Genomic DNA, 19,525 nt, shown 5'->3' with positions numbered 1-19,525 from the left:
AAGCATGAACATCGCGTTCTTGGGGTTGGGCCACATGGGCGGCCCGATGGCGGCGAACCTCGTCGCGGCCGGGCACACCGTGCGTGCGTTCGATCCGGTGGCCGCGCTCAAGGATGCCGCCGCCGACACGGGCGCGCAGGTCTTCGACAGCGGCGCCGAGGCGGTAGCGGAGGCCGACGTGGTAATCACGTCGTTGCCCAACGGCGCCGTCGTGAAGGCGGTGTACGCCGAGGTGCTGTCCGCCCCCCGTGAGGGTGCGCTGTTCATCGATACGTCGACCATCTCCGTTGACGATGCCCGCGAGATTCACAAGCAGGCGACCGACCGCGGCCTGGCCCAACTCGACGCGCCGGTCTCCGGCGGCGTGAAGGGCGCGACGGCGGGGACGCTGGCGTTCATGGTCGGCGGTGAGGACGAGGCCGTGGAGCGGGCACGGCCCGTGCTGGAGCCGTTGGCGGGCAAGATCATTCACTGTGGGGCATCGGGCACGGGCCAGGCCGCCAAGCTGTGCAACAACATGGTGCTGGCTGTGCAGCAGATCGTGGCGGGCGAAGCGTTCGTGCTGGCGGAGAAGTTGGGGCTGTCCGCGCAGTCGCTGTTCGACGTGATCACCGGCGCGACGGGCAACTGCTGGGCCATTCACACCAATTGCCCTGTGCCGGGGCCGGTTCCGACGTCACCGGCAAACAACGACTTCAAGCCAGGCTTCGCGACCGCGTTGATGAACAAGGACATCGGGTTGGCCATGGACGCGGTGAAGTCGACCGGTTCGGCGGCGCCGCTCGGCAGCCACGCCGCCGAGATCTACGCCAAGTTCGCCGAAGACCATGCGGACAAGGACTTCAGCGCCGTCATCGAAATGATCCGCGGCGGTTAGAACGGCGCGGCCTCTTGGTTGCGCGCACGTTCGGCCTTGACCCATGCCGCGTATTCGGCGGCGCGGGTGCGACGCCGTCTGGGCATCATCAGCGTGCGGTCACCGGTGTTCGGCACCGCAGTCGACGGCGGAGGCAGGTCGGCGGTCGTGATGTCCCACGTCTCGAAGAACAATCGGCTGCCAGGTTTGGTGACGTACTCCCTGCCGCTGGGCGAAATCCATATCACCGTCCCGTCAGGCAACTGAATGTCATGCCATCCGCCGAATGTCTTCATCAGATGGTTGGTTCGACACAGGCACTTGAGGTTCGACGCGTGCGTCGGCCCGATCGGATAGGGGATGGTGTGGTCGATGTCGCAACGATCCGCCGGTACATCGCAGCCGGGTGCGCGGCAGTACAGATCTCGCATCCGGACGAATTCGGCTAACTCTGCCGACGGTCGATAATGCGGTTCCGGCTCCTCGCTGGGCATGGAGATCGGCCGAACCTTGGCGCCGTCGCGGACCAGCTGCGCCAGCACCGACGTGGGTACCACGCCCTCCCCGACGATCAGTGCCGGCGGCGGTGCCGGTGACGCAGTGGTCTTTTCCTGCTTAGCGCCACTTATCGCAGTCGCCGCTTCCACCGTTGACTGTTCCGCCAAGACCCGTATCACAACGTTGGAGGAACTCGGTACGTCACGTGCTGGGCATGTCTGAGAACCGCATTGGCACGACAGATGTGAATTGCCGGTGAGGATGGCGCCCGCCGCATCCGCTCGGCGCTCCCCCATGGAGCGCGGATCGTTTTCACAGACTCCCTGAATCATCTCTGCGACACGGCGCTTGAGCACCGCCGCGTCCGGTTTCAACAGCCGACCCCACACCGAGGTGGTTTCGGCCGGATCGTCGAGATCTCCGACCACGAAGTCCCTGCTGCGCGTGGACGATTCCGAGCGGCGCACGGCCGCAGGATCGAATCGGAAGATCCACGCGTCGATCGCCTTGTCGAGTCGCTCCTCCGAGAGCGGGCCCCATCTGGTAGCTCCCTCGGCAACGGCGGCGTCGATGAGAGCCAACGCATCGGGGTCTTCGACCAGTTGGGTGCGCCACGTGATCGCGGAAACCACACGTGAACTGACCGTGCCCTGCGCATACAGCGCCGCGAGACGAGGCAGACGGTCACGCAGTGCGACCGCGATGCGCATCTGCGCCGACGCGCGGCGATGCCCCACCGTCATGGCCGCCGCGACCTCGGCGGCCGCTGACGCCCAGCCGTCGAACGCCCACTTCGCCTGCTCGTCGTCATCATCGACTCGGCGACGGGCGAGTTCGGCGATGGCAGCCAGCCGACGAGCGCCGGCGGCAGCTTCCGCGCGCGTACCCTCCTCGATGGCGGCGACGACCGTCGCGTCATCCGCCTTCGAGAATTCCGAGTCGAACATAGTTTCGATTATGCCCGTCGCGCCGACGGGCGGGACAATTATCCACAAGCGCGGATTCATCCACAGATTTGGCACCGCAACGCGTTTGGGCTTGACACGGCGGGCAAGGAATAAATTTCCAACGGCTGCTACTTGTCGCGTAGATGAGCTTCCCCGTACGCGTCGCCGTCCAAATTCAGCCCGCTGACACGCCTGACTACGCCACCTGGCGGCAGGCTGTCCTTGATGCCGAAAACATCGGAGTCGATGTCATCTTCGGCTACGACCACTTCCATGCGCCGTTCATCGAGTCGATCGCCGACGCGAAACCGGTCCTGGCCGAGGTGCAGCCCGACGTGAACAACTTCGAGGGCTGGACCGCGCTGGCGTCCTGGGGCGAGATCACCACACGCGCCGAACTCGGCCTGCTCGTGGCCGGCATGGGCTACCGCAACCCCGATCTGCTTGCCGACATGGCGCGCACGGTCGACCACATCAGCGGCGGGCGCTCCATCCTCGGCGTCGGGGCCGGCTGGTACGAGAAGGACTACACCACTTACGGTTTCGACTTCGGAACGGTCAAATCGCGGGCGGACCTCTTCGACGAGGGGTTGCTGCGCATCGAGCGCCGGTTCGAGCAGCTGCAGCCCGCACCGCTGCGCAAGATCCCGATCCTGATCGGCGGCTCCGGACCCAAGCGGACCTTGCCCGCCGTCGCACGCCACGCCGACATCTGGCACACCTTCCTGCCCATCGACTCCTACCGCGAGGCCAGCGCACGCGTCGCCGAATTGGCCGCCGGATTCGGCCGCGCCGACAGCGACATCGAACGCTCGACGCTGTGGACCGATCCACAGTCGGCCGACGCTTTCCTGTCCGCCGGCGCCACGTTGTTCCACACCGAAATCCGCGCGTCGGAGGGTAAGTACGACCTCAGCACGGTGGAGAAACTGGTCGACTGGCGCGACACGAAGCGCTGAGCCAACCGTTCAGCGCTGCGGCCGCGCGCCAAGCACGTCGCGAAACAGAGCCTGGCGCAGGCCGACGCGCCAGGCCATCCATAGGCGCGATCTGACGAGCCGAACACGAATGTGGCCGTCGGCTTGCCGAATCCGAGCGAGTACGACGTATCGAAAATGCATGACCTTGTCGCGCAGTCCCCGGGTCGGCGACACCGCGGGACCTTCCAGTGCTTCTCGGACGGCGGAGCTCAGGCCCAGCTCGGGTCCTCCCGTCGCAGCGCTGCCATACAGCTTCGCGACCGCCCGCGCGCTTCCCGTTCCGTTCACGCCGGGCATCTCGAGCACTCGCAACTCGTCTTGGTTCAACTCGACCCGGTCCCGGACGCCGGCCGCGAGGACTGAAGCACCCGCGGTCAAGCTGAACGGGCTGAGGAACGCGGCCGCTAGCCGGCGCGGCACCGTCGTAAAACCCTGTAACAGATCACGTTTGGTGAACGGGTGCAAGTGCGCGACGCGGTCACGGTCCACCGAGGCAGGCAACCCGATATAGAAGTCCACCCCGAGTGGCGTCGCGATCTCATCGGCGAAGTACCGGCCGAGGGTGCGCCCCTCGGGGTCCGCATGCCTGAGGAGCTTGAGCAGCGATCCTGTTCGACAGCCTTTCGGGATCGGCTATATCAGCAAGCGTGAGCGGCGGCTTGATGACGGGCAGGCCTGCCTGGTGACCAAGCAACTGCCGCACCGTGACGTCGCCCTTGCCTGCCTGTGCGAACTCCGGCCAGTAGTCGGCCACCTTCGCGTCGTAGTCGATCAGGCCACGGGACGCGGCGACCGCCAAGGCAAGGGCAGCAACGCCTTTCGTGGTGGAAAAGACGGTGACGATGGTGTCGTTCTGCCACGGTGTCCGAGTGTCGCGGTTGCGCTAGCCACCCCAACAGACCGGCACCGTAACCCTCGTCCACGTCGCCGCCGACCAGGTCAGGCGGAATTGTGATGCGGGCCCCCACATCCGGCGATGTTAGCTACGCCAACACCGGCATGGATGGAAACGAACAGGTCAGCGCTGCGGCCGTACCCCGAGCACGTCGCGAAAAAGGGCTTGCCGCAGGTCGAGTTCACGCGGATCACTGAACGGATACACGTTCATCCGGTTCATCAGGTAGGCGAACCCGACTCCGGTATCCGGGTCAGCGAACGCGAAAGATCCTCCCGCGCCGGGTGTTCCGAACGCGGTGCTCGACGACCCGAACACCCACTCCGACGTCGGCTTGTTGAAACCCAGCACGTACGACGTGTCGGCCCAGCCCACGAAGTCGCGGGCCCCGCCGGTGGGCATCTCCGCGGGCCGCTTCAACGCGTCGACCACGCGGGGGGTCAGCCCCAACTCCGCCCCGCCGGTCGCGGCGACGCCGTACAGCTTGGCAAGCGACCGAGCGGTGCCGGTGCCGTTGCCTGCCGGTATCTCCAGCGCGCGTATCTCGTCGCTGTTGATGTCGACGTCCTCGTAGCCCTCGGCGAGCGCGATGGCCCGCTTACCCAGGCCGAACGGGTTCACCAATGCGAACACCTGACGCGGCGACAACTTCACCAGTTGCCGCAGCGCCGTGATCTTTCTGGGTGTGACCATGTCGGCCACCCGGTCGCGGCCGATGTCGGACGGCAATCCGATGTAGAAGTCCAACTCGTGAGGTTGCGCGATCTCCTGATCGAAGAATTGCCCGATGGTGCGGCCCTGCGCATCGGTCTGACGGATCAGTTCCGACGCATACCATCCGAACGTCAGCGCGTGATAGCCGTGGCGCGTGCCTGGTGACCACAGCGGGGCCTGTGCCGCGAGTTTCGCCGACATCGCAGCCGGGTTCGTGAGGTCGTCGAAGGTCAGCGGTGGATCGATGACGACGAGGCCGGCCTGGTGAGATAGCAACTGCCGCACGGTGATTGCGCCCTTGCCCGCCTGGGCGAAGTCCGGCCAGTAATCGGCGACTTTGGCGTCGTAGTCGATCAGCCCACGCGATGCCGCCAATGCGACAGTCAGCGCGGAGACACCCTTGGTCGCCGAGAACACCGTGACCAGGGTGTCGCGCTCCCACGGCGCCGTCGCGGTCGTGTCGCGGTAGCCGCCCCACAGGTCGACGACCTTACGACCGTCTCGGAACACCGCGACCGCGGCGCCCAATTCGCGACCGCTCTGCAGGTTGCGGCGGAACGCGTCGGCGACTTTCCCGTAGCCCTCTTCGGCGTCACCACCGATGAGTCCGGGTGAGATCTTGAGTTTGGCAGCCATATGAGCGCGAATAGTAATCGCGCCGGCTGTGCGCGCGCTTTTGCGAAGCTATGCAGCGGACTTCTTGTGAGCGGCCCACCAGCTGCCGTGCAGGCGTTGGCATTCCGCGACGGACAGTGGCGAGTCGCCGCTGTAGTCGCTGCGGACCGCGACCGCCGCAGGAATGTCCGGGGTGCCGTCGCCGGTGATCACGACCGTGGCCAGGCCCGCGCACCCCGCAGAGCGCAGCCCCGATGCCGAGCCGGTGACGGCCAACGCGTTCTCGGCGGATATCCCGAGCTCCCACAGCGCACTCTGGAACGCCTCACGGTCCGGCACCGGTTTCTTCACGTCGTCGGCGGTCACCACCGTCTCCACCAGCCCGTCGCCCACGAGTTGCCGGATCAGCGGCTGCGCCCAGCTACGTGCACCGTTGGCGACGACGCCCACCCAGACACCCGCCGCGAATGCGTCCATCACGAGGTCGACGAGGCCCGGCCGGGGCGCCAGGTCGGCGTCGTGAATCAACTCGTCGAACATGATCGTCTTGGTCGCGTAGATCTCGTCGGCGAGCAGCTCGGTCAACACGTCGCACTCGGTCGCGATGCCGCGCTTGCGAAGCTCCGCCGACACGCGCTGCCGCTCGTCGGGAAGGGCCAGCAGCTGCCGGTAGCGGCCCACCGACCAGGCGACGTCAAGGCCATGCGCCGCGAACGCGGCGTTGAACGCCATGCGGTGACCGTCGCATTCAATGTCGGTCAGGGCGTCGAGGTCAAAGATCACGGCGCGCAGCGGATACACCGCACTTCGCGCGGGCGCGCTGGCATCCCACCAGAAGCGACCCGCGCGCCATGATTTCTCCTGCGTCAGAGGCATGCAGATAGGGTGGCCCACATCACAGGCGTCGGTCCTCCCCCAATTGGGGGATCGGGCAGGCCAAGTTGTTCTACCTCAGGAAAAATCCCAGCTCTAAGGTGGTGCCATGACGTCCAACGGGGCTCCCGTCCGGCTTGTGCTGGTCGACGACCACGAAATGGTCATCGAGGGTCTCAAGGCGATGCTCGCGGCGTTCTCCGACCGGGTCGAGGTGGTCGGCCAGGCCGTCGGTGCTGAGCGGGCGCTCAGCGTCATCCAGGAACTCGACCCCGACATCGTGCTGTGCGACGTGCGCATGCAGGGTGCCAGCGGTCTGGACCTGTGCCTGGAGCTTCGCGAGAGCGATCCGGACCGCAAGGTCGTGATGCTGTCGGTGTACGACGACGAGCAGTACCTGTTCCAGGCGTTGCGCGTCGGCGCATCGGGTTACCTGCTCAAGAGCATCAGCAGCGACGAACTGGTGCGCCAACTCGAGTTCGTACACAGCGGCGAGACCGCGATCGATCCGGGGATGGCGGCGCGGGCCGTCGACACCGCGGCGAGACTGCAGCGCGACGAGTTCTGGCCGGGTGCCCGCCAAGGCCTGACCCAGCGCGAGAGCGAGATCCTCTCGTTCGTCGTCAACGGCCTGTCCAACCGGGCCATCGCCGCCAAGTTGGTGATCGGCGACGAGACCGTGAAGTCGCACCTGCGGTCGATCTACCGCAAGCTCGGCGTCAGCGACCGCACCGGCGCCGTCGCGACCGCACTGCGCGAGGGGATCTACCAGTGAAACCTCGGCCGCCCAACGCCGTTCGCGATCTCGTCGATGCCGACCGCGAACTCGCCCTGCTGCGCGAACTGATCCAGGCCGCGTCGAAGGGACCCGGCGTCGAACCGCTGGCCGCCGCCGCGGCGAGGATGATCACCGCCGCCACCGCAAGCGACGTCTGCTTCGTGCACGTGCTCGACGACAGCGACCGGTCGCTGACGCTGGCCGGGGCGACGCCGCCGTTCGACGCGGCGGTCGGCCAGGTGCGGCTGCCGCTGGGGCAGGGCATTTCGGGGTGGGTGGCCAGTCACCGCGAGCCGGTGGTGATCAGTCACGACAAGGAAGCCGACCCGCGGTACATGCCGTTCGAGTCGTTGCGCGGCAAGGACTTCACGTCGATGGTGTCGGTGCCGATGGAGACCGATCCCGGCGGGCTGGTCGGCGTGCTGAACGTGCACACCGTCGAACGGCGTGAGTTCACCGCACGCGACGTCGAACTGCTGCTGGTGATTGGCAGGCTGATCGCGGGCGCGCTGCATCAGGCCCGGTTGCACCGGCAGTTGGTGGCCAGAGAGCGCGCGCACGAGAACTTCGTCGAGCAGGTCATCGAGGCCCAGGAGATCGAGCGGCGCAGGCTCGCGGGCGACATCCACGACGGCATCTCGCAGCGTCTGGTCACCCTGTCCTACCGACTGGACGCGGCCACTCGAGCCGTTGACGACCCCGAGATGATGACCGAGCAGTTGACCAAGGCCCGCGAATTGGTCGACCTGACACTGCAGGAAGCGCGAGCCGCGATCAGCGGGCTGCGGCCGCCGGTCCTCGACGACCTCGGGTTGTCCGGCGGGCTGGCCAGCCTGGCCCGCTCGATCCCGCAGATCGACATCGAGGTCGACCTCGCCGACACCCGACTGCCTGACCACATCGAGTTGGCGCTGTACCGGATCGCGCAGGAATGCCTGCAGAACGTGGTCAAGCATGCCAACGCCAAGCGCACGCGGCTCACCTTCTTCGTCACCAGCGACACCGCCCGCCTCGAAATCGTCGACGACGGAGTCGGTTTCGACACCTTCGAGCATCCGCTTGGCGGCGATGAGATGGGCGGATACGGGCTGCTGTCGATGGCCGAACGCGCCGAGATCGTCGGCGGCAGGCTGAACATCCGGTCGCGGCCGGGATCGGGAACGGCTGTGACGGCGACGATTCCGCTACCCGCGCGCGACGAGTCGAGCGCGCGCTAGAAGTCGCCGGAATTGCGGCGCAGCGTCTCGATCGAATCCGCGAGCGCGCGGGACTGCTCGTCGGAAATGCCGATATCGGCGAACACCTCGTTGTTCAGCGTGACGGTGGCGTCCTCGACCGTCGAGCGGCCGAGGTCGGTGATCCGCACCAGGGTGGTGCGGCCGTCGGTGGGGTGGGGTATCCGCTCGACCAGCCCGTCGGCCTCCAGTCGTCGGATCGCGTGGGTGACGCTCGTGACGTGCACCTGCAACCGGTCGGAGGCCTTGGTGATCGGCAGCGCGCCTGAGCGGCTGAACGCCAGCAGCCGCAGCAGTTCGTAGCGCGAAAAACTCAAGTCATACGGCCGCAGGGCCGTCTCGACGCGGGCCAGCAGGATCTGATGGGCGCGCATCACCGACGTCACGGCGACCATGCCGTCTGCGACGTCGCCCCAACCCGCCCGTTCCCAATTGGCGCGCGCCAGCGCGATCGGATCACGTTCGTCGGATTCCGAGGGCACGCCCTTTCTTACCGCACGCAGGGGACCTCGGTCGGCAATTGGCACCGAGTGCGTCAGCCGGTGGCAGCCAAGGACGCCACCGCAGCCAGCACCGCACGGGTGGACTGTCGGTTGCCGACGGTGATCCGCACGCCGCCGTCGGCGTAATGACGTACCTGTAAGCCAGTCCCCTCGAACACCTCCCGCCAGGGCCGGCGCCACTTCGGCAGGTAGACGAAGTTCGCGTGCGCGTCGGCGCTGTACACGCCCATCGACCTCAGCCGCATCCGCAGGTGTCGCCGTTCCGATGCGATCACCCGGATACGTTGCCGTAGCTGGTTTTCCGCGTCGTAGGAGGCTGCCACCGCGACCAGGCTGGCGTTTCCGATGCCGAACGGGGCCTGCATCGCCCACAACCGGCGGGCCAGGTCCGCCGCGCAGAAGCCGTAGCCGACGCGTAGCCCGGCCAGTCCGTAAGCCTTCGAAAACGTACGCAGCACCACGACATTCGGGTACCGGTCCACCAACGCGGGCGCGTCGATCCGGTGCTCCGGCGACAGGAACTCCACGTAGGCCTCGTCGAGCAGCACGACCGTGTCGGCAGGGACTCGGCGCAGGAACCGCTCGACGTCCGCGGCAGGCTCGAAGGTCCCGGTCGGATTGTGCGGTCGGCAGACCACCACGACCCGGGCCTCGGCGGCGGCGTCGGCCATCGCGTCGAGGTCGTGATGGCCATGGGCATCCAGCGGCACGGTCACCGCATCCAACCGCGCCATCTTCGCGAAGATCGGGTAGCCGTCGAACGTCGGCGACGGCATCACGATCTTCTCGCCGGGACTGGTGACCGCCTGCAGCACTTGCAGGATCACCCCGGTGGCTCCCGCGCCGATCACCACCTGCTCATCGCGCACGCCGACCCGCCCCGCGATCAGGGACCGCAACTTCTCGGGCAGGAACTCCGGATACCGGTTGGCCGCGTCGATCGACGCGATCAGCGCCGAGCGCACCGTTGGCAATGGCGGAAACGGATTCTCGTTGAGCGACAACGCCAGTGGGTCCAGCGCGGTGGGCAGCGCACCGACCGCTTCAGCCGCCTCGCGCTTGAGCGTGGCCATCAGCGGCCGCCCCACTTGACCGCGGCGGCGCCCGCGAAGTCGCCTGCGTGCGCGAACGCCGCCATCATCACGACGTCACCCGCCTTCAGCGTGCCGTCCGTGATGGCCCGATCGAGGTTGATCGGGATGCCTGCGCCGAACAGATTCCCGCACTGGTCGAACGTGTCGACGTGGCGCTCCTTGGGCAGTTCGAGCGCCTCGCGCCAGTTCCGCAGGAAGACCCGGTTGGGCTGATTGGTGACGAGCACGTCAAGGTCCTTGGGCTGCATGCCGATTCGGTCGCACACCGCGTACGCGACCTCCGGCACCTGACGGTTGCCCCTGGCCAGCACCTTGGTGATCTTGCTCTCGGTGAAGCCGATGTAGCCCTCGCCCGGTCCCGGCTGCCACCACTTGCGCGGCGGGTCCATCTCGATCGTCATGTCGCCTGCGAATTCACCGTAGGTGCGGCACTCGACGTCGAGGATCGGGGACACCTCCGACAGTGTCACCAGTCCGACGGCGGCGCCGTCACCGGGCACCGAGGCCTGGGCCTTGCGCCGCACCGTCGGCTGGTCGAACACCTGGCCCGCGGCGTTCTGCGCGATCGCGATCAGCGCGGTCCGCCCGGCGCCCGACGACAGCAACTGGCGGGCCATCTGCAATCCCAGCACGAACGCCGCGCATCCGCCGTTGTGGATGTCCAGCACCCAATTCGGTTTCATGCCAAGGCGATGCGCCATCCCCCCGCCGCCACCGTAGAACGGCATATCGGGCACCTGGGTGTGCGTGATCAGCACGTCGACGTTCGCGATGACGTCGTGACCGTGGCGCTCGATCAGGCCCGCGGCGGCGCGCTCCACCATGTCGATGGCCGTCTCGTCCTCGGCCACGTGATGGCGGAACTTCGGGGCGCGGAACATCAGGTTGTCACGCAGATCGTCGGAGTCGGCGAACTGGGCGTAATAGTCGGCGCCGAGCGGCTCACCGGGTAGATACGTCGAAACGTCCATCAGGCTGACGGTCATCGCATTCTCATCTCATCCAGGCCGGTGTGACGGGCAGGCCGTTGTGGTGCCGGTATTCGGCGATCGCCTTGAGGTTCTTCAGTTCGAGCAGATGGCCGGCGCCGAACATGTCCCAGAAGTCGCCGACCCACACCGGCCGCTCCGGCGGCGCGGCCTCCGGATACGGGTTGCGGTCGTAGAACGGGTGGTGACAGTTCGTCCACAACACCACCGAACCCGGCTTGTCGAGGACGGTCTGCGCGTCCACGATGCGCATCAGATAGATCATCCACAGGTGCTTGCCCTGATCCCATGCGCAGTGGTAGTCGACCGTCCCCGCGGCCCTGTTCGTCACGGTACGGGTGAAAATCCTTGTCTCCGAACCCAGCCGGTCATACGCCAGCCACAGGCCGGGCTCCTCGGTCGTGGTGAAGCCGCGCAGGCTGTATGTCCACTCCTCGAGGCAGCGGGTGTCGGACATGTAGTCGAACAGTTCGTCCGGTGGGCAGTCGATGTAGGTGTTGACGGTGCAGAACTCACCGAACACCTGGTCGTGCGGGTAGACCGACCGCATCATCTCCATGATGATCGGGGTCGCCTTCTCGCGGGGCGCGGTCTCGATGCGGACCACATCGTCGATCGGATCGGCGGTGCCCCGGTGGGCGGTGATGTCGTCAAGTGCGGGCAGTGACATGGGAACGGTTCTCCTTCGGGGCGGGCGGGCTGAGAAAGGCTGCGAACGGCGGGATTTTGTCGGCGGGGGATTTGATGCTGACCACCGAGGGGCCGTCGGGGTCGAGTGCAATGTGGAGTGCATCGCCCAGCGCGTCGATGTCGTCGACGTCGACCGCGTGCAGTCCGGGGAACATCGCGGCGAGGCCGGCGCCGAACCGGCTTGGCCCGAAACGGTTGTAGCTGTACCGATCGCCGTAGAAGATCTGCTCGCGAGTCACGCACATCGCGTGCGCATGGTTGTCGAAGATCAGGAACGTCACCGGAAGCCGATATTGCATCGCGGTGTGGATCTCCATGCCGTGCATCAGGAAGGATCCGTCGCCCGCGATCACGATCGTTCGACGGCGGCGCCCGAAGGCCATGCCGACGCCGGCGCCGAAGCTGTAGCCCATGCCGCCCATACCGAGTGCGACGATGAACCGCCCGTCGCGTCGGGCAGGCAGGTAGTGGATGGCCGACGCACCGATGTTCCCCGCATCGACCACGATGTCGGTGCCGTCGGGCAGTGCCGCGTCCAACGTCGTCATCGCGTCGCGGTACCTGACTCCGGGGCCACTGAGCGGTGGCGGCCGCAACTGACCCCGCGGCGTTCGACCTGGCGCCTGCACACCCGGCCTCCCCGACAGCGCCGCCGTCAGCAGGGTCAGCGTGGCACGCAGATCGTCGGTGTGGGTGTGCGTGCACGGCACATAGGGTGCTGCCGACCCGATGGACCACACCGGAACCGACGCCAGCACCTGATCCAGCCCCGCGCGGGCGGTCACGCCCATCCGCGTGCCCACCAGGAGGCACACCGCGCTGCGGCCAATGGCATCGGCGACACCTGGATGACCCATCACCCCGGTGACCGACGCTGAGTCTGCGACGTCCTTGGCGTCGGGCACCGTGGCGACGTCGGCGCGCAAGATCGCCCGTAGCGCTTGGAGTTCCGCGCGCGCGTCGTCGCGAGCCACCTGTTCGCCCGCGATGATCGTGACGGGCCCGTCGGCACGCCGCAGCGCGGATGCGAGCGCTGCCGGATCGCCGGGGATTCTCGCTGCCGGCACGGCCCGTGCCCCGTTGGCACTCACGTCTGCCTGCTGAATGTCTTTGGGCAACAGCAGGACTGCGGGTCCTCCGGTACGCGCGGCGGCGACGGCATCCGGCAGTGCGGTGACGATGTCCTCCGGCCGGGTGACGCGTCGGCAGTACACGGACAGCGCGGAGAACAGTGCCTGTGCGTCCAGCGCACCGTTGCGGCCGCTGGTGTCTTGAAAGGAGCCGCAGCCGTCGAGGGTGGTCGGCGGCTGGCCGATCAGCGCCAGCACCGGAACCCGGCTCGCGAACGCTTCGCCGAGCCCGGGCAGCGTGTTCAGGCAGCCGCCGCCCGACGTCGCGGCCACCACGCCGAGGCCTGCGCCGCTGCGGCTGTACCCGTCAGCCATTGTGGCAGCGGAGAATTCGTGCTTGGCCAGGACGGCGGTGATGTCGTCACGCACGAACGCGGCGTCATAGACATCTTCGATGTTCGCGCCGTCGACACCGAAGATGTAGTCGACCCCGCTCGCCGCCAGATGCGCGACGATGTGATCGACGACGCGATGCCTGCTGACCATCTCTCACTCGCTTCTCCCCCGACCTGTTAGTGACACGACTCACGATGGAGTTGGGTTCACTCGACGGTCGGACTCACAGCTGCGTTTCGAGAAGGACCTTTCCGTTATCGGGCGAAACCAATTGCACCGCAGCAATATCGCCCTTCTGCATCGGTGTGGTCGCACTCGGCAGCGCGGTCGCCCCCGAGATACCGAGCCATGTCGCCACCTGTGTGTGGCTGCCGTCGCGGCCCACCACGACCATGCCGAGATTCTGCGGAGGGATGCTGCCGCTCTGGCCCCACTCGCCGTAGGAGCAGGCCATGTCGATGCGCGTGCCCCACCCGTAGCCGGTCAAGGTGATCGAGGCGTTGATCGGAGTCTCCGACACCTTCGCCATCTCCAACGCCTGGGTGGTTTGTTGCGGCGGGCTGTTCTCCAGACCCACGATCTCCGGACGGACGGCGATCACCGCGCCGACCGCCAGCAGCGCGGCGGCCACCCCGACCGCGGCCGACATCAGCCACCGCGACCGCCTGCGGCGCCACCGCACCTTGTCCAGGATCGAGTCGAGCACTTGCGGCCGCAGCGGCGGAGTTTCCGGCGCGTCCTCGTCCAACGCGCGCACGTCCTCGAGGTCGAGCATCGCCAGCAGGGCGGGTACGCCGCTGATCTCGGCCACCGCCGACCGGCACCGCTCACAGGTTTCCAGGTGGGCCTCGTATTCGCGACGCTCATTGCTCGTCAGTGAACCGAGGACATAGGCCGCGTCCCAGGTCACGTAACGATCGCCGTCCAACAGATCACCGCCTAGGGGAAAACCGAATTGTGTCATCGTGTCACCCCCATCTCTTGCAGATTCAACCGCAACGCCCGAACCGCGTAGTGCAGCCGGGATTTCACCGTGCCTTCCGCGATCGACAGATCCTTCGCGATCTGTGCGGTTGTCCAACCCTGGTAGTAAGACCGGCGGATCACCGCGCGGTGCTCCTCGGACAACTGGCTCAAGGCGGTGCCCAGCAGCAGGCGGTCCAGGGCCGAGTCCACTTCGTCGGGTCCCGCGCGGTCGGCGACCTGCTCGAGGTCTGGCGTGCCCGCCTCGTTGCGGTATCGCGCGCTGCGGCGCTCGTCGATGATGAGGTTGCGCGCGACGGTGAACAGCCACGCCCTGGCGGACCGCTCCACCTCGTCGGTCACCTCGGGGTGACGCCACGCTCGAAGCAACGTCTCCTGGACCACGTCTTCAGCGCGCGCTTGATCGCCAGTAAGCCGCAGGGCATAGCGCCACAAAGCTGCGGCGTGCTCGTCATACAGCACCCGCATCATGGCGGCTTCTGGATCGTCCACTACCAACCTCCGTATTAGATACGACGGTGGGGGCGATCGGGTTCATTGCTGCGCCGGGCTAAATAACCGCCCTGGCGCAGGAAACTCACAGAGTGAGGATTCGCGGGCCGTCGTCGGTCACGGCGACAGTATGCTCCCAGTGGGCGGCGCGCGAGCCGTCGGCGGTGACGACGGTCCATTCGTCCTCCAGCACAACGGTCTTCGTGGTGCCCAGCGTCAACATCGGCTCGATGGCCAGCACCGAGCCCACCGCGAGGTATGGCCCGCGGCCGGGCGCGCCCTCGTTGGGCAGGAACGGATCCATGTGCATCTGGCGGCCGATGCCGTGCCCGCCGTAACCGGCGACGATGCCGAACTTGCGGTCGTAGCGGCGCTCTACGGCGCGGGTGCCTGCCTCGATCGCGTGCGAGACGTCGGTCAACCGGTTACCGGGCACCATCGCGGCGATCCCGGCTTCCATGGATTCTCGAGTCGCCTCGGACAACATCTCGTCGGCGGGGATCAGCGCACCGATGCCGAACGTCACGGCGGAGTCGCCGTGCCAGCCGTCGAGGATCGCGCCGCAGTCGATCGAGACGAGGTCGCCTGCGGCGAGGATCTCGCCGGCCGATGGAATGCCATGCACCACACGGTCATTCACCGATGCGCAGATGCTGGCAGGGAAGCCGTGGTAGCCGAGGAACGACGGAATGCCTCCGCCGTCGCGGATCACGGATTCGGCGATCTCGTCGAGCGCGAGCGTCGACACCCCTGGCGCAGCCGCCTGCCGAACAGCGAGCAGGGCGGAGGCGACGAGCGAACCGGCCGCGGCCATCGCGTCCAGTTCACCGGCGGTGCGCTGCGCGACGACCTTTCGGTTGCGCAGCCCGGGAAGGCCGATCATCGAGTGCTACTTGCTCCGGCTTGACGGTCGGTTCACCGACCGAGCGCCCTAAGCGCCCGGGCGAACACCTCGTCGAGCGAGCCAACGGCGTCGACCGTCTGCAGGTTGTTGTGGCTGTAGTACTCCAACAGCGGCTCGGTCTCGTCCCGGTACACCTGCATCCGGTTGTGGATGACCTCTTCGGTGTCATCGGCGCGGCCGCGCGCCTTCAACCGCGCGAGTAGTTCCTCCTCGGAGACGGCGAACTCCAGCACCGCGTCGAGCTTGGTGTTGTGGTTCTTCAGCATCTCGTCGAGCGCCTTGGCCTGCTCCACCGACCGCGGATAGCCGTCGAGGATGAAGCCGTCGGCGGCGTCGGGCTGCTCGATGCGGTCTTCGACCAGCTTGTTGGTCAACTCGGCTGGCACCAGATCCCCCGCGTCGAGGTAGCGCTTGGCCTCGACGCCGAGCGGGGTGCCCTCGCTGATGTTCTTGCGGAAGAGGTCGCCTGTGGAGATCTGCGGGATGCCGAGCTTCTCGGACAGCTTCGCGGCCTGCGTGCCTTTGCCCGCACCGGGCGGTCCGAGTAGAACGAGTCTCACTTCAGGAACCCTTCGTAGTTGCGTTGCATCAGCTGGCTCTCGATCTGCTTGACCGTATCCAACCCGACCCCGATCATGATCAGAACCGCGGTTCCGCCGAACGGGATGTTCTGGACGCCGCCGCTGTTGCCCATCTCCAGGAACAGGTTCGGCAGCACGGCGATCACACCCAGGTAGATCGAGCCGGGCAGCGTGATGCGGCTCAATACGTAACGCAGGTAGTCGGCGGTGGGCTTACCCGGCCGGATACCGGGAATGAAGCCACCGAACTTCTTCATCTCGTCGGCGCGTTCGTCGGGGTTGAACGTGATCGACACGTAGAAGTACGTGAAGAAGATGATCAAGCCGAAGTAGATGGCGATGTACACCGGGTCGGCGGGGTTGGTCAGGTAGTTGGCGACGAACCGCGGCCACCAGCCGTTGCTTGCGTTCGGGTTTCCGCTGGTGACCAGCTGGGTGATCAGGTGCGGGATGTAGATCAGCGACGACGCGAAGATCACCGGGATGACGCCGGCCTGGTTGACCTTCAGCGGCAGATACGTCGACGTGCCGCCGTACATCCGCCTGCCGACCATGCGCTTGGCGTACTGCACGGGAATGCGCCGCTGGCCCTGCTCGACGAACACCACGCCGATGATGATCGCCAGCGCGGCCGCGCACACCGCGGTGAAGACCAGGCCGCCGCGGCTGTCGAGGATGGTCTTGCCCTCGACCGGGATGCGGGCGGCGATGCCTGCGAAGATCAGCAGCGACATGCCGTTGCCGATACCGCGCTCGGTGACCAGCTCGCCCATCCACATCACCAGCGCTGCGCCTGCGGTCATCACCAGCACGATGACGACGAGCGTGAAGATGTTCAGGCCCTCGCTCTGGCCCTGGATGATGTCCAGCGTGCAGCCCTGCAGCAGGCCGCCGTTGGCGGCCAGCGCGACGATGCTGGTGGCCTGCAGGATCGCCAGGGCGATCGACAGATAACGCGTGTACTGCGTCATCTTCGCCTGGCCAGACTGGCCCTCCTTGCGGAGCTGCTCGAAACGCGGGATCACCACCGTCAGCAGCTGCACGATGATGCTCGCGGTGATGTAGGGCATTACGCCGACCGCGAACACGGTCAGGTGCAGCAGCGCACCGCCGGAGAACAGGTTGATCAACGAGTAGATCTGCGCGGAGTCACCGCCGCTGACCTGCGCGACGCATTTCTGCACGTTCGGGAAGTTGACGCCTGGCGATGGGATCGAGGCGCCGACCCGATACAGAATCACGATGGCCAGCGTGAACAGGATCTTTCGCCTCAGGTCTACTGTCCTGAGCGAAGAGATGAAAGCCGAGAGCACTCTTCCTCCTGCGCAGCCGACCTGTAGATCCCGGCGTGCGAATGGGGCTGGTCTGACCAGCGTCTTGGTTTAAGTCCTGCGCGGACGGTCGACAGGCGCGCAGCCTGCGAAGTCACGCGTCAAACAGTCTACGAGACTAACAGTTGAGGTTCCCCCGCCCCGCATCCGTTTGCGGGCAAGCTCGAACAAGCTTGCATCCAGAATCGAAGCGTACAGTCGGCGCCGGGTCGTTACATGGCCTAAGTAACACCGTGTACCAGTCGAATAGGGGTCGAGGAAATGGCACGTACGGACAACGACACGTGGGATCTGGCATCGAGTGTCGGGGCCACCGCCACCATGGTGGCAGCAGCCCGCGCGATGGCCACTGCCGCCGAGGAACCGTTGATCAACGATCCGTATGCCGATCCGCTGGTGCGCGCCGTCGGCGTGGACTTCTTCACCCGACTGGTCACCGGTGAGCTTCGACCCGAGGATCTGGACACCGACAACCAGACGGTCGGCATGCAGCGGATGACCGACAACATGGCGGTGCGAACGAAGTTCTTCGACGAGTTCTTTCTCGACGCGACGCGGGCCGGCATCCGGCAGGCCGTGATCCTCGCGTCGGGCCTGGACGCCCGTGCCTACCGGCTGGCATGGCCCGCGGGGACCACCGTCTACGAGATCGACCAACCCGAGGTCATCGAGTTCAAGACCAGGACGCTGGCCGACCTGGGCGCCGAGCCGACCGCGGACCGCCGCACGGTCGCGATGGATCTGCGCTACGACTGGCCGTCCGCGCTGATCGAAGAGGGCTTCGACCCGAAGCAGCCGACGGCGTGGAGCGCCGAGGGGCTGCTGGGCTACCTGCCGCCCGACGCGCAGGACCGGCTGCTGGACACCATCACCGAACTCAGCGCGCCCGGCAGCCGGATCGCGGTCGAGAGCGTGCCGACGATCAACCCGGACGACCACGAGAAGGCGATCCAGCGCATGCAGGCCGCCTCGGAGCAGTGGCGCCAGCACGGCTTCGACCTCGACTTCGCCGAACTGGTGTACCTCGGCGACCGCAACGAGGCCGCGGCCTATCTCGGCGATCACGGCTGGCAACTGAAGCGCAGCAGCGTCGGCGAACTGTTCGCCGCCAACGGTCTGCCACCGATCGTCACCGACAGCGAGGAGGACGCCGTCGACTTCGGCGAACTGCAGTACGTCAGCGGTGTGCTGAAATGACGCGCTCGGAGGCCGACAGCTGGGATCTGGCGTCCAGCGTCGGAGCGACGGCCACCATGGTCGCCGCGGCGCGGGCGCTGGCCAGCGGTGAACCGGAGCCGTTGATCGTCGACCCGTTCGCGGCCGACCTGGTGCGCGCCGTCGGCGTCGACTTCTTCACCCGACTGGTGGACGGCGAGATCCCGCTGACCGCGCTCGACGGGAACGGCCCCCGGTTGATGGCAGGCGTCATCGCGGTGCGGACGAAGTTCTTCGACGACTTCTTCGTAGACGCGGGTAAGGCGGGCATCACGCAGGCGGTGATCCTGGCGTCCGGGCTGGACGCACGGGCCTATCGGTTGCCGTGGGCCGCGGGCACCACCGTCTACGAGATCGACCAGCCGCAGGTGATCGAGTTCAAGACGGCGACCATGACTTCGATCGGGGCGACGCCGACCGCCGAGCGGCGCACCGTCGCCGTCGACCTGCGCGACGACTGGCCGGAGGCGTTGCGCGCCAGCGGATTCGACGCGACCAAACCGACGGCGTGGAGCGCCGAGGGGCTGCTCATCTACCTGCCACCCGACGCGCAGGACCGGCTGTTCGACAACATCACCGCGCTCAGCGCACCCGGCAGCCAACTAGCCACCGAGTACCACCCGGACGCCGGCGCCGCGGTCGCCGAACGGACGAAGAAGCTGGGCGGCCAGTGGCGCGAGCACGGGTTCGACGTCGACCTGTCGCAACTGTTCTACGCCGGCGAGCGGGCGCACGTCGGCGACTATCTGACCGCGCACGGATGGCAGGTATCCACCAGGACGCGACCGGAGGTGTTCGCCGGCTACGGCCGCGAGTTCCCGGTCAGCGACGAGGTGGCGCCGCTGAGCGCATCGCTCGCGGTCGTCGCGACACGCACTTAGGAGA

Annotated in this window: 19 protein-coding genes and 1 pseudogene; 6 read left to right on the top strand and 14 right to left on the bottom strand. The window is 66.8% G+C overall.

The window, feature by feature from the left end; translation table 11 throughout:
• The first annotated feature begins 4 nt into the window (after positions 1 to 4).
• A complete protein-coding gene (gene mmsB, locus C1A30_RS11130) occupies positions 5 to 877 on the top strand; it encodes a 3-hydroxyisobutyrate dehydrogenase (protein WP_101948396.1) in 873 nt (290 codons plus the stop codon).
• Here the strand turns inward: mmsB and C1A30_RS11125 are convergent.
• On the bottom strand, positions 874 to 2,301 hold the full coding sequence (locus C1A30_RS11125; RefSeq protein ID WP_101948395.1) for an HNH endonuclease signature motif containing protein: 1,428 nt from the start codon (positions 2,299 to 2,301) through the stop codon (positions 874 to 876). The genes mmsB and C1A30_RS11125 overlap by 4 nt on opposite strands.
• A gap of 143 nt (positions 2,302 to 2,444) precedes the next feature.
• Here C1A30_RS11125 and C1A30_RS11120 point away from each other — a divergent pair, with 143 nt between their 5' ends.
• Positions 2,445 to 3,260 carry an LLM class F420-dependent oxidoreductase gene (locus C1A30_RS11120; RefSeq protein WP_101948394.1) on the top strand — a complete coding sequence of 272 codons (816 nt, stop codon included), beginning with the start codon at positions 2,445 to 2,447 and terminating at the stop codon, positions 3,258 to 3,260.
• Between the two features lie 9 nt (positions 3,261 to 3,269).
• Here C1A30_RS11120 and C1A30_RS11115 read toward each other — a convergent pair.
• The 3 genes and pseudogenes from C1A30_RS11115 to C1A30_RS11105 form a co-directional block, all read right to left on the bottom strand.
• A pseudogene (locus C1A30_RS11115) lies at positions 3,270 to 4,249 on the bottom strand (serine hydrolase domain-containing protein).
• A gap of 50 nt (positions 4,250 to 4,299) precedes the next feature.
• Positions 4,300 to 5,526: a serine hydrolase domain-containing protein gene (locus C1A30_RS11110; RefSeq protein ID WP_101948393.1), complete on the bottom strand. Its 1,227-nt coding sequence runs from the start codon at positions 5,524 to 5,526 to the stop codon at positions 4,300 to 4,302.
• A 48-nt stretch (positions 5,527 to 5,574) separates the two neighbouring features.
• Positions 5,575 to 6,381 (bottom strand): HAD family hydrolase, encoded by an 807-nt coding sequence (locus C1A30_RS11105; protein WP_101948392.1) that lies wholly within the window; start codon positions 6,379 to 6,381, stop codon positions 5,575 to 5,577.
• A gap of 106 nt (positions 6,382 to 6,487) precedes the next feature.
• Here C1A30_RS11105 and C1A30_RS11100 point away from each other — a divergent pair, with 106 nt between their 5' ends.
• Together C1A30_RS11100 and C1A30_RS11095 are read left to right on the top strand one after the other, a co-directional pair.
• Positions 6,488 to 7,153, top strand: coding sequence for a response regulator transcription factor (locus tag C1A30_RS11100; protein WP_101948391.1), 666 nt, complete (start codon positions 6,488 to 6,490; stop codon positions 7,151 to 7,153).
• On the top strand, positions 7,150 to 8,373 hold the full coding sequence (locus tag C1A30_RS11095) for a GAF domain-containing sensor histidine kinase (protein ID WP_101948390.1): 1,224 nt from the start codon (positions 7,150 to 7,152) through the stop codon (positions 8,371 to 8,373). Before C1A30_RS11100 ends, C1A30_RS11095 begins: the two co-directional genes overlap by 4 nt.
• Here the strand turns inward: C1A30_RS11095 and C1A30_RS11090 are convergent.
• From C1A30_RS11090 to secY, 10 genes are all read right to left on the bottom strand, one after another.
• Positions 8,370 to 8,873, bottom strand: a complete 504-nt coding sequence (locus C1A30_RS11090; protein WP_101948389.1) for a MarR family winged helix-turn-helix transcriptional regulator — start codon at positions 8,871 to 8,873, stop codon at positions 8,370 to 8,372. The genes C1A30_RS11095 and C1A30_RS11090 overlap by 4 nt on opposite strands.
• A 53-nt stretch (positions 8,874 to 8,926) precedes the next feature.
• Positions 8,927 to 9,967: a histidinol-phosphate transaminase gene (locus C1A30_RS11085; protein ID WP_101950124.1), complete on the bottom strand. Its 1,041-nt coding sequence runs from the start codon at positions 9,965 to 9,967 to the stop codon at positions 8,927 to 8,929.
• On the bottom strand, positions 9,967 to 10,974 hold the full coding sequence (locus C1A30_RS11080; protein WP_101948388.1) for a 3-oxoacyl-ACP synthase III family protein: 1,008 nt from the start codon (positions 10,972 to 10,974) through the stop codon (positions 9,967 to 9,969). The genes C1A30_RS11085 and C1A30_RS11080 overlap by 1 nt, the downstream gene beginning before the upstream one ends.
• Positions 10,975 to 10,981: 7 nt before the next feature.
• The gene (locus C1A30_RS11075; RefSeq protein WP_101948387.1) at positions 10,982 to 11,647 is read right to left on the bottom strand and encodes an SRPBCC family protein; all 666 of its coding nucleotides are present in this window, start codon (positions 11,645 to 11,647) and stop codon (positions 10,982 to 10,984) included.
• Entirely contained in the window at positions 11,628 to 13,283 is a 1,656-nt protein-coding gene (locus C1A30_RS11070; protein WP_101948386.1) for a thiamine pyrophosphate-binding protein, read from the bottom strand. The genes C1A30_RS11075 and C1A30_RS11070 overlap by 20 nt, the downstream gene beginning before the upstream one ends.
• Before the next feature lie 73 nt (positions 13,284 to 13,356).
• A complete protein-coding gene (locus C1A30_RS11065; RefSeq protein ID WP_101948385.1) occupies positions 13,357 to 14,097 on the bottom strand; it encodes an anti-sigma factor in 741 nt (246 codons plus the stop codon).
• Complete coding sequence (locus C1A30_RS11060) at positions 14,094 to 14,588, bottom strand: sigma-70 family RNA polymerase sigma factor (RefSeq protein WP_232004651.1); 495 nt, start codon at positions 14,586 to 14,588, stop codon at positions 14,094 to 14,096. The genes C1A30_RS11065 and C1A30_RS11060 overlap by 4 nt, the downstream gene beginning before the upstream one ends.
• 106 nt (positions 14,589 to 14,694) lie before the next feature.
• A complete protein-coding gene (map, locus tag C1A30_RS11055; RefSeq protein WP_101948384.1) occupies positions 14,695 to 15,492 on the bottom strand; it encodes a type I methionyl aminopeptidase in 798 nt (265 codons plus the stop codon).
• 32 nt (positions 15,493 to 15,524) lie between these two features.
• Positions 15,525 to 16,073, bottom strand: coding sequence for an adenylate kinase (locus C1A30_RS11050; protein WP_101948383.1), 549 nt, complete (start codon positions 16,071 to 16,073; stop codon positions 15,525 to 15,527).
• Complete coding sequence (gene secY / locus C1A30_RS11045) at positions 16,070 to 17,407, bottom strand: preprotein translocase subunit SecY (protein ID WP_101948382.1); 1,338 nt, start codon at positions 17,405 to 17,407, stop codon at positions 16,070 to 16,072. Before secY ends, C1A30_RS11050 begins: the two co-directional genes overlap by 4 nt.
• A 279-nt stretch (positions 17,408 to 17,686) precedes the next feature.
• On the opposite strand from secY, the gene C1A30_RS11040 reads away from it, so the two are divergent.
• Positions 17,687 to 18,622 (top strand): class I SAM-dependent methyltransferase, encoded by a 936-nt coding sequence (locus C1A30_RS11040; RefSeq protein ID WP_101948381.1) that lies wholly within the window; start codon positions 17,687 to 17,689, stop codon positions 18,620 to 18,622.
• Positions 18,619 to 19,521, top strand: a complete 903-nt coding sequence (locus C1A30_RS11035; protein ID WP_101948380.1) for a class I SAM-dependent methyltransferase — start codon at positions 18,619 to 18,621, stop codon at positions 19,519 to 19,521. Before C1A30_RS11040 ends, C1A30_RS11035 begins: the two co-directional genes overlap by 4 nt.
• Positions 19,522 to 19,525 lie beyond the last annotated feature (4 nt).

The sequence above is a fragment of the Mycobacterium sp. 3519A genome (assembly GCF_900240945.1).
Taxonomy (GTDB): Bacteria; Actinomycetota; Actinomycetes; order Mycobacteriales; family Mycobacteriaceae; genus Mycobacterium.
Note: the sequence above shows the minus strand (reverse complement) of the source record. Positions and strands in the feature narration are given on the sequence as shown.